This window comes from Sphingomonas sp. SORGH_AS_0870, assembly GCF_031453175.1.
GTDB lineage: Bacteria > Pseudomonadota > Alphaproteobacteria > Sphingomonadales > Sphingomonadaceae > Sphingomonas.
Genome location: NZ_JAVIYW010000002.1, coordinates 2,702,570 through 2,720,098, shown reverse-complemented (window position 1 = coordinate 2,720,098; position 17,529 = coordinate 2,702,570). Strand labels below are relative to the sequence as shown.

Below are 17,529 nucleotides of genomic sequence, written 5' to 3'. Positions count from 1 at the left end.
GGCAAGCCATGAGCGGGTGGACGGTCGACAGTGGATTTCAAAACTATTCGTGACGATAGCGGGCTGACGGCGCTCGCCGCGCTATTGGCGATCCATCGCATCGCGGTCGAGCCCGAGCAGCTTCGCCACGGCCTGGGGCATTTCCACAGCCTGACCGGGGAGGATCTGGTCCGGCTGGCCAATGGCATGGACGGGGTTCGCGCCAAGACGCGCCGTGCTGACTGGGCGGAGCTGGGTCGCATGCCCTTGCCCGTGCTGGGCAACGGCCCGGAGGGCTGGTTCCTGATCGGCCGGATGCAGGGCGACGAGCTGTTGGTCCAGCGGGCCGGGGCGCCGGTCGTGAAGATCGGCCGCGCCGAGTTCGAGGCGATGTGGTCGGGCGAACTGGTCCTGATCGCCACGCGCGAGAGCGCACGCCTCAACCAGCGCGGCTTCGACATTTCCTGGTTCATTCCGCAGATCGTCCGCTATCGCCGGCTGATCGGCGAGGTGCTGCTGCTGACCCTGGCACTCAACCTGCTGGGCCTGGCGGCGCCCCTGTTCTTCCAGACGGTGGTGGACAAGGTGCTGGTCCATGGCACCATGTCGACGCTGGCGGTGCTGGCGATCGGCTTCGTCGCGGTGTCCTTCTGGGAAACCGCGTTCGGCTGGCTACGCACCCGCCTCTATTCCGAAACCAGTCAGAAGATCGATGTCGAGCTGGGCGCGCGGCTGTTCCGCCATCTGCTGCGCCTGCCGCTCGGCTATTTCGAGCAGCGCCGTGTCGGCGACACCGCCGCGCGGGTCCGCCAGCTGGAGACGATCCGCGAATTCCTGACCAATGCCTCGTTGACCGTGCTGATCGACCCGGCCTTCGCGCTGGTCTTCCTGGCGGTGATGGCGCTCTATTCGGTCAAGCTGTTCCTGATCAGCATCATCGCCATCCCCGCCTATATCGCGGTCGCGGTGCTGGTCACGGGTCCGCTGCGCAACCGCCTGGACGACAAGTTCGAGCGGGGCGCGGCCAACAACGCGCTTCTGGTCGAGACGATCGCGGGCATCCAGACGGTCAAGGCCGCTGCGGTCGAGCCGCAATGGCAGGACAATTGGGAACGCAAGCTGGCGGGCTATTCCGCCGCCAACCAGCGCGTCATCGACCTGGGCAATAGCGGGTCGCAGGCGATCCAGCTGATCTCCAAGCTGAACCTAGCCGCCATCCTCTATTTCGGGGCGCAGGCGGTGATCGCGCAGGACATGACGGTCGGCGCGCTCGTCGCCTTCAACATGTTCGCGCAGCGCGTGTCGGGGCCGGTCATCCGCATGGCGCAGCTGTGGCAGGAGTTCCAGCAGGTCCGCATCGCGGTCGACCGGCTGGGCGACGTGCTGAACCACCGGGTCGAGCCGGGCAGCGGCAGCCAGACCGCGCTTCCGTCGATCCGTGGCGATGTCCGGTTCGAGCGGGTTCGCTTCCGCTATGGCGATGACGGCCCGTGGACGCTGGAGGATATCGACCTGGCCATTCCGGCGGGCTCGACGTTGGGCATCGTCGGATCGTCGGGCTCGGGCAAGTCGACGCTGACCAAGCTGCTCCAGCGGCTCTATGTCCCGGCGGGGGGCCGCGTCCTGATCGACGGCACCGACGTCGCGCAGATCGACCCGGCCTGGCTGCGGCGGCAGATCGGCGTGGTGTTGCAGGAGAATATCCTGTTCAACCGCACGGTGCGCGAGAATATCGCGCTCGCCAATCCCGCGCTGCCGATGGAGCGGGTGATGGAGGCCGCCGAGCTGGCGGGCGCGCACGAGTTCATCACGCGGCTGCCGCAAGGCTATGACACGATGATCGAGGAGCGCGGCGCCAACCTGTCGGGCGGCCAGCGTCAGCGGCTCGCCATCGCCCGCGCGCTCATCAACCGCCCGCGCATCCTGATCTTCGACGAGGCGACCTCCGCGCTCGACGCCGAGAGCGAGGAGATCATCCAAACCAATCTCAAGCGCATGGCGGCCGGTCGTACGGTCATCATCATCGCCCACCGCCTGTCCGCGATCCGCCAATGCGACCGCATCGTCGCGCTGGAGCGCGGACGGCTGGTCGAGACGGGCTCGCATGACGAACTGCTCGCCACCGGCGGGCGCTATGCCGATCTTCACCGACGCCAGATGGGCGTCCTGTATGGAATTGCATCATGAGTACGCTGGCGCAGAACTGGGCGCTCTTTCGCACCGCATGGTCCGAGGACCGCGCCGAGCGGCGCGGGGCGGCCCGCCCGCTCGAACACAGCTTCCTGCCCGCCGCGCTGGAGGTGATCGAGCGGCCGGTATCGCCGACCGCGCGGATCACCGCCTGGCTGTTGATGGGCGGTCTGGCGCTGACCGGCGGCTGGTTGGTGCTGGGCAAGGTCGATGTCGTCGCCTCGGCACAGGGTCGGACGGTCCCGGCGGAGTCGGTCAAGCTCGTCCAGTCCGCGACCGGCGGCATCGTCCGGCGCATCTGGGTGCATGAGGGCGATGTGGTGCGGCGCGGCCAGCCGCTCGTCGATCTGGACCCGACGCTGTCGAGCGCCGACGAGGCCCAGGCGCGTCAGGCGCTGCTCGCGGCCGAGATCGATGTCGCGCGCAATGCCGCGATCGTCGATGGCCTGAGCGGCGGGGCAGGGGTCTTCACCGCGCCCGAGGGGACGCCCGCCGATGTCGCCGCGACCCAGCGCCGCCTGGTCGCCGCGCAGATCGCCGGTGCCCGCGCGACCGAGGCGGGGCTGGCGGCGGCGCGGCGCTCCGCTTTGTCGGATGCCGAGGCGGCGGCGCAGCAGATGCGCACCTATGCCGCCAACCAGCCGCTGCTCGACCGGCAGGTCCAGGCGGTCGAGACGCTGGCCCAGCGCGGCTATGCATCGGGCATGCGCGTGCTGGAGATGCAACGCCAGCAGCGGGCCGAGGCGGGCAACCGCAACGTCGCCGCCGCCCAGCGCTCACGCGGCCTGTCGGAAGCCGGGCGCTATGCCGAGGAACTGGCCCGTTCGCGCGAGCAGGCGCGCCAGATCGCGCTGTCCGACCTGTCCAAGGCGCAGACCGAGGCGATGCAGCGCCGCGAGGAACTGACCAAGGCACGCCAGCACAGCCGGATGCAGCGGCTGACCGCACCGGTCGACGGCACGGTGCAGCAGCTGAGCGTCCATACGCTGGGCGGCGTGGTCGAATCGGTCCGGCCGCTGATGGTCGTGGTGCCCAACGGACAGGTCACGGTGGAGGCCAAGCTCCTCAACCGCGACATCGGCTTCGTCCGGGCGGGCCAGTCGGTCGCGGTAAAGCTGGAGGCCTATCCCTTCACCCGCTACGGCACGGTGCCGGGCCATATCCTGTCGGTCAGCCGCGATGCGGTGACCGAGGAGAAAAGCGCGCCCTATTATCTGGCCCGCATCGCGCTCGACCGGCGGACGATCGGGGTGGATGGGCGGCAGGTGCCGCTGACGCCGGGCCTGAGCGCCACGGCGGACATCCGCACCGGTCGGCGGCGCCTGATCGAATATCTGATCGACCCGGTCAGCCGCGACGTATCCGAAGCGGCGCGGGAGCGGTAGGGTATCTGCATTTGCCGGAGCCAGATCATGGCGCATGCGAGGATGCCCTTAGACCCGGAGATGGTATCCTTGCAGGGCAGAGCGATGCGGTTGGGGCGGCTTTGATATCGGCGGTAGCACCAAGGTCATCGGTATCGAAGGACAGTAGCGGAACGGTGTAATAAGCGGCATCCAATGCCCTTGAGACGCGCTTCGGGGGCATTCGTTTGCGGGCAGCCGCCGTCTTGCCCCAAGTGCCTGACGGATGCTGATCGGCAGACCGATCGCATCAATGGCTGCCTGCCATTGGGCCGTCGGTCTGCTACCCGAATGCCCGATGAGGGCAATCGCAGTCCCCTTTTGCGCCGGTCGTCCTGGCGTGCACTGTGCACAAGACGTATTTGACGCCCGGCGTGATCGCGATGGTTTGGAACAAGTCCTAAGGTCAGGCTCCGACCAGCTGGCGGCTATACCGACCGAAAATCTCGCGGATCGCCATAACGATGATGCTCGACAGAGCGACGACGAGGAATAGCACGCCGAAATAGACAGCAAAGCCATGCAGGAACGGCAGCTTGCCCTTGTTCGCCAGGATCGTGATCGCTGCCACGATATAATAATGAACGAAGAAGATGCCAAAACTGATATCGCCGAGATAATCAACCTTGCGCGGCAGATGATCGGCAACCTTCGATAGCAGGCCGACAAGGCCGAGACAGACCAAGATCTTCGTCAGCAACATCACCGGATCCCAGATCGCCGCACTCGGGGATATGGGAATGGGGATGAGGATCGCAGCGATCAGGAGCGGCCAGAAGCGTGCCAGCACGGGTATCACCCTATCCCGCAAACGGCTCACACCCATGCCGAGCAGATAGATGGGTCCGAAAAAGATGGCATTCTGAAGCGGATTGGCATCACCGACCGATCTGCCAACGAACAGAGCCAGGATAAGCCAGGGCAGCATGATTCCATAGGCGCGGGGATGATCGTCGATCCACTTCAGCACCGGCGATATCAAATAGAAAATGGTCATCATGGGGATGAACCAGAAGGGCGCCAGGGAACTGCCGGTCGCCAGCATCAGCGCAGCCAACTTCACCGGCTGATCGGCGGTAACCAATCCGACAAACTTATCGAGCGGCTTCAGGCCTGTGGCATAGATCAGGATCGCCGGCAGAGAGATCAGAAAATAGGGTAGAAGAACGTTCTTCGCCTTGGTCTTCAGATAGGGCCCGTAGGAAAAACGATGGATCAGGTACTGGAATAGAAACCCTGATACGAAGATGAACATGATATTAATATGTCGAGTGAATAACGCCACCATCGGCGAACGGACGATATCACCTGGCTGAAACGGGTCGACGCAATGGGTCGCCACCACGATGAGAATGGCGACCGATCGCAGGACCTGAATATAATTGAGGCGTGCCCGGCGGTTATGGCCCGTGATGGTGTCGGAAATAGTCGCCCCCTGTGCCGTTGGTCGACCGTTCGCTACCTACCAAAACGGGTTTAGAAAAGTACTTTATTCAAAATGTTACCTAATTTTTGATACCCCGACCAAGACAGGTGCACCCCGTCATGGGTGTAGTTTGCCCTAAGGGCGCCATTCGTTTCGAAGCTGGGGCCGATATTCACGAACGTGCAATTGGGCAAGGATGCGCAGAGGCGCTGCTCTGCCTGCCGGATAGCGACGATCTGGGAGTTACGTTTCGCCATGGCCGTGACCAGCGGCGAGATCACGACGATCCGACGCGGTCCCATCAGCTTCAGGATTTCGCGGAAATTGGCCTCAGTCTCTGCGAGCGTGATGGCGGCCGAGGGATCGTTGATTCCGATCATGATTCCCACCGTGCCGGCTGATTTCTCACCGGTACGCAACCGGATCAGGAGGCCACTGGTCGTGTCTCCCGCTATACCGTGATTGTCGACGCGCTGCGTCAATACGTCCTGCCAGGGGCCATATTGGATATTGGAGTCACCGGTCAGCGTCACGGGTGCGCTCAGTGGCTTGGCGTTGTTGATTGGGACGAGTGCGCCGAAATTGACATTGGTCCGGGGATCTTCGGGCTTAATGAGGCGGACCATGTCATAGAGCCGCCTAAAAGGCGGGATTCTCAGTACAGAAATATAGGCTACGGCTGCAGTCGTAAGAATTGCGGTAAGAGTCGTCGCGAAGATCATCGACAACCAGAATGTAGACCGCGAAAAGGAGCCGGGCCTTCGAATGTGATCTTGCATCGGCGTGGTTTCCAGTCGTTCTCTCAATGAGTGGCTGCTTTGAGTGACGGCGTTCTGGAACGGGTCCAGCTGCGGGCGAGCATGACGCCGGGTTTTTCGATGTACTTATAGGTAAGGGTCGCCCCCAGTATCGTCAGGGTGAAAGTCAGGGCAATAAAGGGTAGTCCGCGAATATCGGTCAGTTCCAGCGCCCGCATGATCGCAGAGTGAAGAAGGTAAACCGAGTAGCTGATCTCCCCCAAATATCGCAGCGCCGGAGACTGAGCGAAGGCGGAGTGGCGTTTGTAAAGAAGCAGGGGAAATACCAGGAGCGCGATAGACCAAGAAATAGCGACGCAACTAAAGGATGGTGCGGCATGCGCCGTCGACGGATTGAGGTAGAATCCGACAAAGATGTTGATCGCGATCAGTATCAGGAAGATGGTAGATCCAATATGGAACGCATGTTTGCTGACCCGCTCTTCAAAATAGAGAAGATACAGATAGCCATAGAAGCAGAGCGCGAAAATCGACAGACGCCCGAATGGAAAGCTTGGAAAAATATAAGCCGCTGAGAAGGTGATGAGTGCATAGGCGACAAGGAAACTCGCGACCAGTCGGAAGCCGACGCCGAAAAAGGAAAAGAAGGCCAGCGCGAACGCGATGTACCAGATCATCTCGATGAACAGCGTCCACGACCCGCCCACGAAATTTGGCAGATGGAGCCATTCCTGAACGAACAGCATGTGGCTGCCGATGGTCGTACCCAGCGGCGGCATGGACTGGCCGCCGAACCCGACCAGGATAACGATGGTGACTGCGAATATCGCCCAATAAAGCGGATAGATGCGCATCGTCCGTCGGATGACGAAGTCGCGCACCGTCGATCCTTCGCGAACGCTGGCCGGAATGATGAAGCCGCTGACCAGGAAGAAGATCGCGACGCCCGTCTCGCCCAGGTTAAGCCATGTCGTTGCCACCGCGCCCGGTTCCAGCGACTCAATCCCGCTACCCTCCAGCGAGTGCTGCAACATCACCACCAGGGCGGCTAGGCCGCGGGCGACGTCCAGAAAAGCAAATCGTTGCGCATGATTGGGCGCATGCGGCAGAATGTCCGGCGCTTGCGATGTCATGATAATCTCTTCCCTTTGTACGTACCACCGCGAAATTCCGACAGCAGGCGTTGCGCTACGGCCGGTTCGACCTTGTCAGGACGCGGACGGTTGACGTGCGAATTTGCGCATCCAGTTGCGACCGCTTGGCAGGAACATGTCGCTGAAGGCGTAGGCTAGCAGGATGGCGCAGGTGGATGGACCGTAACCCTGCACCGTTACCGAATAAAAGTTCACCATGGCGATCAGCAGCAGCTTTTGCCGCGATGCCGACTTATAGACTGCGGTGAACATGCCGATGACGAAGACCGCAAAGGGCAGGCCCATCATGGCCAAGGTGCTGAGATAGAAATTGTCGACCGGCACCCACAAGGAGGCCAGCTTGGTGTACTGCATGGGGTAGGTGAAGCATCCCATGCCGCATCCGATGAACAAGCCAGCCGGATAATTTTCCGACATCCAGATAAACGGGAAGCCCCATGTGTGCTGGATCCGGTCCTGCAGACTGAACAGTACGGGGTCGACTGAGGTCAGATCCACCCCCGACAGCACCACCATCGCAATGAAAACGATCGGGATCGTCAAGAACGATAGGGCTGCGATCCGCCGAAGCAACCTCGTGGGGTCGGCGCTCAAGAAATGGGTGTAAAGATACCAAGTGATGAAAAAGAAGAAGACGATCAATGCTGTCTTGTTTGTTGTCAGCGTGATTGCATAGTAGATCGGGATCCAAAGCAGCACGTTGACCAGACGCGAGAAGCGGAAGTGCACGATCGCATAGGGAATCAGCATCATATATGATGCCATGGTGGATTCACCGGCAAATCCGCCGTAGCGGATCTTGCCGCCGCCAGCCCACCAGATCCTGCCGACCTTTTTGACCTGTCCGAAATTGTCAAGCGCCTGGCCCAGCCAGGGGTAACTGATGTGCGGTTCGAGAAGAACGCCGACGGTACTGATGACGAACAGCGCGATCAGCGCCCGGGTGACCCAGCGTAACTCCGTTACCGAGCGCCCAACCATCGAGGCCCCGACGAAAAACGGCATGAACAGCTTGGCCGCCGAGAACATGGAGAACAAGTTGGTCTGCATGAAGATGATGCCGACGGTCATCGAGAAGGTGAATGACAGCACGAGCAGGATCGCAAATGGTGATCGACGCTTCAGGGCAATATTCCAGGTAAAGTAGCCCATGATGCCAAAGGACAAAATGTCCGGCACGAACCACAATACGCCCAGATGGACCAATGAGAGATAATAGCGTAACGAACTTGTCAGCATGTCGCGATAGGCGAACATCAGCATGACGGTGACCAGCACCAGAAAGGCGCGGTCGCTGACAATCGTTCTGTTTATGGCCTCGGGCTCAGCTGTGACAGTCCTGACGATCGGCCGACGCCAGCGTCGCACTGGCGCGAATTCGTCTGCGGTCGTTGCCATATTAACGCGCTCCCGTTTCGGCGGTGACGATCACACCGGCGCGTCCGGGCGCGGGTTGCCCATCGCCTCTGCCGGTGCTGCCATAGCGACTCCAACGTCGGTTAAACCGTTTAAGCATCGGCTTTTCGATGCCGACATGAACTATCGCGGATCCCGCCAATGCCCCGAGCACGATCAGGACCAGGAACAGTGCAGGGGCCCGCGATGTCAAACCCAGCCGGTCATCCAGCAACTGGGCGACATGGATCGCGAAAGGATGGGAGAGATATAGCGCATAGGAGGCATTGCCGCCCGCGATCAACAATGTCAGCAGACGGGTGGATCGCCGCGGCTCCAATCCCATCACCGATGCGCTGACGATGAGCAGGGCAGGGAGCCCGCCGGTCAGCAATCGCCCATAGGTTTCAACCATATGAAGCTGATAGAACGCCACGGCGGCTGCGAATCCTAGCGCAATCATCGCCCACGCGATTGGCATGGTCAGCCTCCGTCCAGCCATGAACAGATGGGCGACTCCCATGCCCATGACAAATTCGAGCGTGATAGGCAGTCCCCAGAAGCGGATCATGCGCCACTCGGGCGGGGTGAGCGTCGCAACCGCGATCAGGATCAGGAGAATGGCGATGATCGTCACCAAGCCGCGACGGAAGGGAAGCAGTAACCCGGCCGCGAAAACAAGATAGAACATCATCTCGTAATTCAGCGTCCACCCCAGCGTCAGCAGTGGCGTGCAGTACAGGTCGCAAGTCGGACCCGGCAGGAAGAGATAGGAAAAGACGATGCGGATCGTGCTGGGCAACGGCACATGCAGCAAGAGGCCCATCCCGAGGGTCAGTGTGGTGAAGAAGTAGTATAGAGGCACCACGCGGATGATCCGGCGCCGGAGAAAGTCGGATGCTACCCCGGGTGTCCCGAACCGATCATGCATCATATAATACATGACGAAACCCGAAATCAGGAAGAAGATGTCAACGCCCAGTCCCCAATCAAGTGGAATGAAACCCCAGTGTCCTGCATACGAGCCCATCTGTTCGACCAGCGCCTGCTGAGCATGGCCGCAAAGCACCAGAAACGCCGCTATGAACCGCAGGATCTGCAGTGAATCGACTCGTTCGGAACGCATCCGATTTCACCCTGAGCAAAGATTGTTCCATGCGGTCGGAGCGCTGTTCGCAGGAGCAGCAAACCGAAGACCGGCTGGTGCCTTAGCCCATCACCATGGGCCGGGTACATGCTTGATTGTCGCCCCGATAGGGCACATTGTCTCTTTTTTAACGCTTGCATCAACAGGCGATAATCCCGCATTGGGACGCCATGTTGCGCTGCGTCATTTGTCGATCCGGCGGGTACCCCGCGTGCAGGAGCGCGGCTTTCTAAGGCCCCGCGGCCATGGCCTGGGAAAGGACCCGTGGCCATGGCGGCAGAAACAGGAATAGGTCCCGAACAAATGGCCGCTCTTCTCCGTCGCATGTTGCGTAGCAGATTTGTCAGCCTTGGCATTCGCACGGCGACGCTGTTCCTGCGTTTTGCGCTTTCCTTCTATGTCGTCAGCTATCTCGGCCTTGAAGCCGCTGGCATCTATGGTCTGGCGATAGGAGCGATCGGGATCGTGCCCGCGCTGCTGGGCTGGGGGCTGAACTATTTCGTGTCACGCGACGTCGTCGGGATGACGCCCGACGATGCGGCGCCCTTGGTGCGCGACCGACTGACCGTCACGATCCTGTCACTGTCGCTGGGAACCGCGGTCGCCATACCGATGATCCTCGCACAAATTGGCGGAATGCCGAACGTCTATCTGCTCATCCTGGCACTGCTGTGGCTGGAGACGCTGGCCCTCGACGTCTATATGCCGCTCGTGGGATTGGAAATGGCGTTGCAGGCCAATATGTTGGTCTTGGTCCGCTCGGCCCTTTGGATTCCGGTCGCTGTCGGACTGGGCATGATCTCGCCGTCGTTCCGCAATCTTGAAACCGTATTTGCCAGCTGGATCGTCAGTCACTTTCTGGCGATCGCGCTGTTGTTCGTCTTTCTGCGCCACTGGCCTGTTCGCGCGGCGCTGTCCAAGCGACTGGACCGGGCGGGAATGTGGATGCGCATCCGCAACGGCTGGTATATCTATCTCAGTGATCTGGGGTTGGTGGGGCTCAGCTATGCCGACCGCTTCATCCTCAATGCGATGCTGGGTCTGACGGCCACGGGCATTTACAGCTTCTATTGGTCGATCACCAATGCACTCTATACCTTGCTGAGCACGGCGGTCGTCCAGTTGGCTCTTCCGCGCATGGTACTCGTGCTGCGCCAGCGCGGGATCGTCGAATGGCTGGCGGCGCTTCGACGTGAAGTCTTCAAGGTGCTGGGCTTCGCGGCGGTGCTGAGCGTGGTGATCTTCATTGCGACAGAGGCGATCATCCATTTCGCCCCCCCCGGCCGCTTTCCGGTCGCGCGGCCCTTGCTCGTCCTGATGCTCGTTGCGGCCGTCCTTCGTGCTTGTGGTGACCTATTGAGCGTCGGATTGACCAGCGCAGGCAAAGACCGTGTCTATGCCATCACCAATGTCGGCGGTGTCGTCCTGACGGTAATGCTGAGCTCGCTGTGCTTATGGCTGTTCGGTCTGCTCGGTGCTGGCATCTCGGCGGTGGGCACGGCGCTGGCCCTGTGCATCGTTCGCATTCTTTATTTGCGTACGCTACCCAAGCGCGACCCGCGTGCAGCGCAAGGCCGCCGGGGCCATGCAGAGGCCGCCGTTCCCTGAGGCAAGCTCGTGAAGGCACGGCACCTTAACCCTTACGCGCGCCTTGCCGCTTAACGGCCACTGTTCCGGCCGGACGGGGCCGTGCCTCCATCTTCATTTTGGCTACACGGGCGATCCGCTATGCCTCAGTTGCACTGGGGTCAGCGCCAATTGTTTCTACCATCGTCTAATCAGCCATCCGCGCCGTTACAGTTGTAGGAAAGCCTCCACCTTTTCGTGCTCCGGGCCGCTTGACTTGTCGCCTTAGCAAGCCTTAAAGCGCAGTAACGCCGGTTTTCCGGGGTTTCGCGGGTGTAGCTCAATGGTAGAGCAGAAGCTTCCCAAGCTTACGACGAGGGTTCGATTCCCTTCACCCGCTCCATCACCGCACTGAACCCACGGATTTCCGCCATTCCGGCGTCCGGCCGCGCTTCGCGGGACACCTGGCTGTAGCACCAAGTTGCGCACACGCCGCCGTCGTCCGCCCGCAATCCAAGCCCGTGCCGGCGATCGGACGAGACGTGGGACGTGGCCTCGATCACCTATCTGTGCCGGCGTGGTGCGCGCTATTACTACCGCCGCCGCCTGTACCAGCGGAGCGTCGTCAATCATCCTATAAGCGTCTCGCTCGGTACGGCCGATCCGGTCGAGGCGCGTCGCCTCGTCCCCCGGCTGTCCGCCCGATGGGAGATGATGGCGATGCAGATGTTCAACCGGACCAGCCGCGGTGTCCTCCAGGCGCAGGAACTGACGCGCATCTTCCGCGCAGGGCTCGACGAGGAGTTAGGGCTGGCGATGGCCTCCCATTTCGATGCCCCCGACGCGCTGGAAGGGAACCGCCGCACCTTGCGGGTGCTGGAGGCGGCCTATCGGATCGCGGCGCGTCTGCCTGCCGATGCGGACAGCGTGCCGGAAACCATCGTCAACGAGCTGACCGACGGCTTCTCGGAGGAGGATCGCGCAGCCGTCGTGATGATGCTCCGTTCTTTGGCGCCCCATAAGAGCGCCCAACGTGACGCGGAGAGCGCCTTGACGGCGATGTCGGCACCGACGACCCCGCGCGCGATCGATGACGCGCGCGTCCAACTCCTCCGGGCACGGGCAGAAGCGCAGGCGCGCGCAGCGCTCGCCGATCACCCGCTCGCAGCCAGCCGGGGGGATCCGTACACGGCACTGCTCGACGACGATGTCGTCGGAGCGATCCGGCGCCAGCCGGTTGCGCCTTCAACCCTAGCGCCGTTCGATCAGACTGATCCGCATCGGTTCTCCAGCGCAACGCCGGTCGACTCCCCGTTCCTCACCCAAGACACCCGACGGTTCAGCGAGATCATCGAGGACACCATCAAGATGATCCAGAGCGCGGGCGACTGGGACGAGGATCTCGATCAGCGCCGGCGTGTGATACGCAGCTTCGGGTGGATCACCGGCGACAAGCGCCTATGCGATTATGGCCCTGCCGATGCCCTGCATTACGCCCAGACCCTCAGGAAGCTACCGACCGAATTTCGCTGGGGAACGCCCGAGGCGGGCGCCATGAGTCGTCCGCTGAAGGAGGCGCTTGCGGAGGTCGATGCGATGGCGAAGAAGACGCCGCGCAGCGATCGCACGTACAATCGCGATCTGACGATCATGGCGCGCTTCTCGCGGTAGCTGGCCAAGGCGTCGTGGCGGCCGAGATTCGGCAAGGACCTCATCGTCGATTTCAACGAGCACACCGCTAAGGTCCAAGATGATCCCACCGATCCCGACCGGATGCCGTGGACGGAGGAGCAATTGGTCTGCGCCTTCAAGGCTCCGATTTATACGGGCGGCGGCGGGTGCAGCCGAAGGTTCAAGACCGGTTCCGACAACAAGGTGTGGCAGGACGCTGCATACTGGGTTCCACTGCTGCTGGCCTACACCTTCATGAGCCGCGAAGAGGCGTGCGGGCTCGAGTGCAGCGAGATCGTGTTCGACGTCGATACGCCCTTCCTGATCGTCAAGGCCAACATGACAAAGAGCAAGAATGGCGAAACCGCGGCGGGCCTGAAACGCCGTTCGCGCCACCGTATCATCCCTCTGCATCCGGAACTGCTGCGGCTCGGCTTCAAGGAGTACGTCACGGCGATCGAGGCAGAAGGTCACTGTATGCTGTTCCCCGAATTGTATCGGGGTGATCTCACGAAGCGTGGTGGGGCCCGCTTCTACGCGGGCGCTGGTCGGTACCTGCTCGACTATGTCGATCAAAATGTACCGCTCCTGCGAACCTCCTCGGGCAAGCGCGCCGACCTCCATTCGATGCGTACCGCCGGGGCGAGTTTCCTGGAGGATTCAGACGCGAAGCAGGTCTATATGGATGACATTCTGGGCCATGTTCGTGAAGGCACGGGGCCGCGCAGATACTGCAAGGCATGGTTCGTGAAGGGCGGTGCGGCGATCATTCAGAAGCGGCTGGCTCTGATGTGCGACGCGACGCCGAACCTGACGGCGCATCTCACGCCTGCACCGCTGGCCCTGCTGCCGCTGGAGGAGCGGTCGCGGACGGGATCGTACAGGGAATGCGCATCGCGGCGGAAGGCGTGATGACCCATGAGGCGACACTCAGGCCGCCAGGTGCGCTTCCCAAGACCAGCCGTTCGTTCACCTTCGTTGACTCTGGCTCGACCTGTTCGAAGAGCATCGCCGCTCGCGACAACAAGCCGAGCCGGTCCATGACAGAGGACAGACCGTTGACGCATCGAGGGAATCATTCATTCTGTCGTCATCATCATCAGCGTCAACATGTCGAGGGGCGCCGCCAAGGCGGCGAACGGGAAATGGAGATCGAGGGAGCAAGTCTGGACGCGGTACTGCATCGACTATACCGCGAGCTGCTCAAACATGGTCGATCGGCCGGCGGAACGCGCGGAGACAACCGCGAGATGCTCGGGGTCTCGCTGCGCATCCATAATCCACGAGCGCGCATCAGCAGATCGGAGAACCGGGGCAAGCCGTTCAGCGCGTTCGGCGAGTTGCTATGGTACCTGTCAGGTTCCGACACCCTCGCATTCATCAAGCCCTATGTCGCGCGCTACGCTGACGACGCGGTGCACGGAATCCTTGAAGGCGCTTACGGCCCACGGCTTACGCGGATGCGCGATCGCATCGACCAGTTCGCCAGCGTCGAGACCCTGCTCAAGGAACGTCCCGCATCCAAGCGCGCGGTGATCCAGCTGTTCAACGCCGAGGACATCGTCACCCACCACAAGGAGATCCCCTGCACCACGACGTGGCAGTTCCTCCTGCGCGATGGACTTCTGCACATGTCGGTGACGATGCGATCGAACGATGCGTACTTCGGCCTTCCGCACGATGTGTTCTGCTTCACCATGATCCAGGAGATGATGGCTCGGCGCCTGGGTGTGGAGATGGGCGAATACCTTCAGTACGTGGGCAGCATGCACGTGTACGAGAGCAAGCTCGATGCGATGGCCGAGTACGTCGCTGAAGGCGTGCAGCAGACGATCGCAATGCCTGCGATGCCCGACGGCAACCCCTTCAAACTGATCGGCCAACTGCTGCACATCGAACAACGCCTGCGCGCCGGCGAGGAGCTCGACGCCTCGAACGAGATGGCCGACCCGTATTGGGCCGACATCGTCCGGCTCCTGCAGGTATTCTGGGCGCGCGAGTGGGTGGAGGACCACCCACACCGACTGAAGCAGTTGCGTGCTGAACTCGCCAACTCAACATATCACCCATTCGTCGACGCCAGGATGCACTTGAAGCCCAAACCTCGGGCAGCGCTCCAGATCGACACCGCCTAGAATTTGGGAAATCAGCATGTGGCCGTCTAGGAACGCCGAACGTCAGCGCATCGTCAACGAACTGAATGCTGCAAGAGGACCACTCAGCCTGCAGGGCCTGCCGGACGTCGCGAGCGTCGACACGCTCGCAATGCAGTTCGTCGCCAGCATTCGGCGTGAGGACTATTACCGTCAGGTCCAGGCCAAGCCGGTATCGGCGAGCCGGGCAGATCCGAACCACGCCTCCTTCGATGCCGAGCGCGCGGTCGCGTTCCACATGCAGCAGGGCAACGTCGACGAGGCCGGCTGGCTCATCTTTCTGATGACCCACTTCGCACGACGCCCCGACACCGGCTGGCTCCGGCTGAAGGACGTTTATGGACAGCTTGGCGCCGGCATCTGGGACTGGCCGACCGTCGCCGCGAACCCGGCCGCGTTCTACCAATGGCTGGCGGCTAACTGGCAGAGCGTCCGAGGGGCGTTCGGCAACCACCGCAAGTACGAGAGCATGCGGCCCACGGCGAAACGGCCGATGGCGCAAGCCGTCGCCGACTATCTGGCCTGGATCGGGCCGGCCGGGCATCGCGCCTTCTTTGCGGGCGCGGTGCGCACGGCGGGCAACAATCCGCACACGATCTTCGATCACCTGTACGGCACGCTGAAGATCACGTCCTTCGGGCGATTGGCCAAGTTCGACTATTTGTCGCTCGTCGGTCGCTACGGCCTTGCCCCGATCGCTGCCGGATCAGCCTATCTCGATGGCGCGACCGGCCCGGGTCGGGGCGTCCGGCAGCTCTTCGACGGCAACCCCACGAGCGCGACGTCCAACGTCACGCTCCAGAGCAAGCTCGATGCGCTCGACGGCAGGCTGAACGTCGGCATGGAGGTGATGGAGGATGCGCTGTGCAACTGGCAGAAGAGCCCGCGCCACTTCGTCCATTACAAGGGATGATAGCTGCATTTGTGTTCGCAAGAGAGAATTATTCTTTCCAATCCGCCGCTCCCGGTGCCGGCGATCGAGGCCGCGGCGGCGCTTCCGCCGCGCATCTCCGCCCTAGCCCGGCTGATCGAGGCGCGTCGCCTTGCGGCTTCGCTCGGGATCCCCGGTGAGATCGTCGTCATGCAGAAAGGCACGCGCTGACGTTGCTTACCGCGTCGCCAAGTTCAAGTTGGTGGCTTACGATCGGGCAGATTTTTGAAAAGCACCTGCTGAACGCTTAGGATCAGACGGCTCCGCCATTGTTTGGCGGCTCTGCGACTTAGTCGAGTAGTGGCTCAAGCTGATCCCATCTCCAACGCCGCTTGAGGTAGTTCAGCTGATCCTGACGGATCATTTCGCGGTGCTGCATCTGCCCGACCGTCAGGCCAGCCGACACGCCCACGCGCACGCTGAAGCGAACGACCTCGTCTCGGGCTCCATCAAGCCGGACGAACTCCTCGGCGTTGCGCTCGGGAACGATGCAGCGCGAGGCGAAGTCGTTCGCCTCGCGCTCCGCATCGTCGACTCCTTTGCCGTCCATCTCGGCGTCGATGAAGGTCCGGGCGCCGTGAAGCATCAAGTGCCCGATCTCGTGGAACACAGTGAACCAGAACTTGTCGTCGGAGAGGCCGCGGAAGCTCAGGAGGATCATGGCCTTGTCCGGCGCGACCATCCTGCTCGCGCCGGACGCCGGACAACCCTGCGGCGCACGCTTCGCCACGACCGCGACCCCCGCCTCGGCGCACAGCACCTTCAGCTTGGGCAGGAACAGTTCCGGATCCTTCACCTTGGACAGCTTGCGGATCTCGCCGAGTCGATCCTCCAGGTTCCCGGCGCTCCAGGTCTTGGTATCGACCAGATCCGCGCCGAGCTCGCCGCTGCGAAGCCACATCAGGATCGCGGCGTCGTCGGAGGTGAACGCCTCGGACTTGCGGAACAGCGTGTCCGAGCAGATCCGGCCGTAGCGCGCGTCCCACGCCTTCATGGTGCCGACGTTGAAGAACGTCAGCCGGCGCCGCACCTCGGCCCTGCGCTTCTCCGCCGAAAGTCGGCCGCGGGGCTTGTCACCGGGTACCGGCAGGAGCAGCCACTCGTCGCCTTCGATAGCGGTCGCACGATCAACTGCGCGCTCTAAGGCGGCCTCATAATTCGCTTGCCGCTTCAACCAGAACGACTCGGTGCCGCCCAGGTGCCGGGCGAGCACCGCCGCCTGCGCCAGGTCAATCGAGCCAGTGCCGTCGAGAAGGCTCCGGAGGGCAGCCATTCCACCATGGAGATGCTTGGCGACGTCGGTGGCAGCGATGCGGCGTCGGGACATCAGCGCGCGCAGCGAGTCTCCGGGCTTCGAGAACCAATCGGGCGTGAACTCAAGTCCGTCCGTCAAGGCAACCTCGATATTTGCACCAGCTTCAACCTCGCTACGCTCGACCAGACGACTCGTCCGGCGGCGTCCCGATCGAAACGCTTGCCGGCCACAACAAGGGCTGCCCGATAGTCTGAACCAATCGCGACGGAAAGGGAATCATCCCCCAAAATTTTTATGTCGTCCCCGAGGAAGTCGGCGAGTTCCTGGACGTGCTCGAAGGCCATGGCGTCGGAAATGAAGTTCACCAACGCCGCCGCGCTGACGCTGCCGAAAAGCTGCTCGGCCCGTTCGAGATCGACGCAGGTGTCATGCAGCGGCTGGTCCTCGAACGAGATGGTGATCAACGCTCACCATCCCCCGATGAGCGGGCACCGACGGCCG

Annotated in this window: 15 protein-coding genes and 1 tRNA gene; 9 read left to right on the top strand and 7 right to left on the bottom strand. The window is 62.1% G+C overall.

The genetic code is table 11. From position 1 onward, the window contains the following. Positions 1-30 precede the first annotated feature (30 nt). Entirely contained in the window at positions 31-2,166 is a 2,136-nt protein-coding gene (locus QE363_RS12690) for a type I secretion system permease/ATPase (protein WP_309695751.1), read from the top strand. Beyond that, positions 2,163-3,554 (top strand): HlyD family type I secretion periplasmic adaptor subunit, encoded by a 1,392-nt coding sequence (locus QE363_RS12685; RefSeq protein WP_309695749.1) that lies wholly within the window; start codon positions 2,163-2,165, stop codon positions 3,552-3,554. Before QE363_RS12690 ends, QE363_RS12685 begins: the two co-directional genes overlap by 4 nt. Before the next feature lie 424 nt (positions 3,555-3,978). Here QE363_RS12685 and QE363_RS12680 read toward each other — a convergent pair whose 3' ends face one another. The 5 genes from QE363_RS12680 to QE363_RS12660 form a co-directional block, all read right to left on the bottom strand. Next, positions 3,979-4,950, bottom strand: coding sequence for an acyltransferase (locus QE363_RS12680; protein ID WP_309698198.1), 972 nt, complete (start codon positions 4,948-4,950; stop codon positions 3,979-3,981). Positions 4,951-5,048: 98 nt separating this feature from the next. Beyond that, positions 5,049-5,624: a GDSL-type esterase/lipase family protein gene (locus QE363_RS12675; RefSeq protein ID WP_309695746.1), complete on the bottom strand. Its 576-nt coding sequence runs from the start codon at positions 5,622-5,624 to the stop codon at positions 5,049-5,051. Positions 5,625-5,800: 176 nt separating this feature from the next. Further along, positions 5,801-6,889, bottom strand: a complete 1,089-nt coding sequence (locus tag QE363_RS12670) for an acyltransferase (protein ID WP_309695744.1) — start codon at positions 6,887-6,889, stop codon at positions 5,801-5,803. Positions 6,890-6,964: 75 nt separating this feature from the next. Further along, a complete protein-coding gene (locus QE363_RS12665) occupies positions 6,965-8,308 on the bottom strand; it encodes a hypothetical protein (protein WP_309695742.1) in 1,344 nt (447 codons plus the stop codon). Between the two features lies 1 nt (position 8,309). After that, positions 8,310-9,431 carry an acyltransferase gene (locus QE363_RS12660; RefSeq protein ID WP_309695740.1) on the bottom strand — a complete coding sequence of 374 codons (1,122 nt, stop codon included), beginning with the start codon at positions 9,429-9,431 and terminating at the stop codon, positions 8,310-8,312. A 324-nt stretch (positions 9,432-9,755) separates the two neighbouring features. On the opposite strand from QE363_RS12660, the gene QE363_RS12655 reads away from it, so the two are divergent. The 7 genes from QE363_RS12655 to QE363_RS12625 all read left to right on the top strand — a co-directional run bounded on the left by QE363_RS12655 (position 9,756) and on the right by QE363_RS12625 (position 15,944). Then, complete coding sequence (locus QE363_RS12655; protein ID WP_309695738.1) at positions 9,756-11,060, top strand: lipopolysaccharide biosynthesis protein; 1,305 nt, start codon at positions 9,756-9,758, stop codon at positions 11,058-11,060. Between the two features lie 287 nt (positions 11,061-11,347). Then, positions 11,348-11,421: transfer RNA gene (locus tag QE363_RS12650), tRNA-Gly, on the top strand. 146 nt (positions 11,422-11,567) lie between these two features. Next, entirely contained in the window at positions 11,568-12,689 is a 1,122-nt protein-coding gene (locus QE363_RS12645) for a hypothetical protein (RefSeq protein ID WP_309695736.1), read from the top strand. Positions 12,690-12,812: 123 nt separating this feature from the next. Next, positions 12,813-13,601 (top strand): hypothetical protein, encoded by a 789-nt coding sequence (locus tag QE363_RS12640; protein ID WP_309695734.1) that lies wholly within the window; start codon positions 12,813-12,815, stop codon positions 13,599-13,601. Next, positions 13,577-14,824: a thymidylate synthase gene (locus QE363_RS12635; RefSeq protein WP_309695732.1), complete on the top strand. Its 1,248-nt coding sequence runs from the start codon at positions 13,577-13,579 to the stop codon at positions 14,822-14,824. The genes QE363_RS12640 and QE363_RS12635 overlap by 25 nt, the downstream gene beginning before the upstream one ends. Positions 14,825-14,840: 16 nt before the next feature. Next, positions 14,841-15,755 carry a hypothetical protein gene (locus QE363_RS12630; protein ID WP_309695730.1) on the top strand — a complete coding sequence of 305 codons (915 nt, stop codon included), beginning with the start codon at positions 14,841-14,843 and terminating at the stop codon, positions 15,753-15,755. Between the two features lie 54 nt (positions 15,756-15,809). After that, complete coding sequence (locus QE363_RS12625; protein ID WP_309695728.1) at positions 15,810-15,944, top strand: hypothetical protein; 135 nt, start codon at positions 15,810-15,812, stop codon at positions 15,942-15,944. 118 nt (positions 15,945-16,062) lie between these two features. Here the strand turns inward: QE363_RS12625 and QE363_RS12620 are convergent, their stop codons facing one another. After that, entirely contained in the window at positions 16,063-17,166 is a 1,104-nt protein-coding gene (locus QE363_RS12620) for an ImmA/IrrE family metallo-endopeptidase (RefSeq protein WP_309695726.1), read from the bottom strand. Further along, entirely contained in the window at positions 17,163-17,492 is a 330-nt protein-coding gene (locus tag QE363_RS12615) for a hypothetical protein (protein ID WP_309695724.1), read from the bottom strand. The genes QE363_RS12620 and QE363_RS12615 overlap by 4 nt, the downstream gene beginning before the upstream one ends. Positions 17,493-17,529: the final 37 nt, after the last annotated feature.

Excerpts from the sequence above, each read along its gene's own strand:
- QE363_RS12685 (WP_309695749.1), top strand. The coding sequence starts at position 2,163 with ATGAGTACGCTGGCGCAGAACTGGGCGCTCTTTCGCACCGCATGGTCC.
- QE363_RS12675 (WP_309695746.1), bottom strand. The coding sequence starts at position 5,624 with ATGGTCCGCCTCATTAAGCCCGAAGATCCCCGGACCAATGTCAATTTC.
- QE363_RS12670 (WP_309695744.1), bottom strand. The coding sequence starts at position 6,889 with ATGACATCGCAAGCGCCGGACATTCTGCCGCATGCGCCCAATCATGCG.
- QE363_RS12665 (WP_309695742.1), bottom strand. The coding sequence starts at position 8,308 with ATGGCAACGACCGCAGACGAATTCGCGCCAGTGCGACGCTGGCGTCGG.
- QE363_RS12660 (WP_309695740.1), bottom strand. The coding sequence starts at position 9,431 with ATGCGTTCCGAACGAGTCGATTCACTGCAGATCCTGCGGTTCATAGCG.
- QE363_RS12655 (WP_309695738.1), top strand. The coding sequence starts at position 9,756 with ATGGCCGCTCTTCTCCGTCGCATGTTGCGTAGCAGATTTGTCAGCCTT.
- QE363_RS12635 (WP_309695732.1), top strand. The coding sequence starts at position 13,577 with ATGCGCATCGCGGCGGAAGGCGTGATGACCCATGAGGCGACACTCAGG.
- QE363_RS12630 (WP_309695730.1), top strand. The coding sequence starts at position 14,841 with ATGTGGCCGTCTAGGAACGCCGAACGTCAGCGCATCGTCAACGAACTG.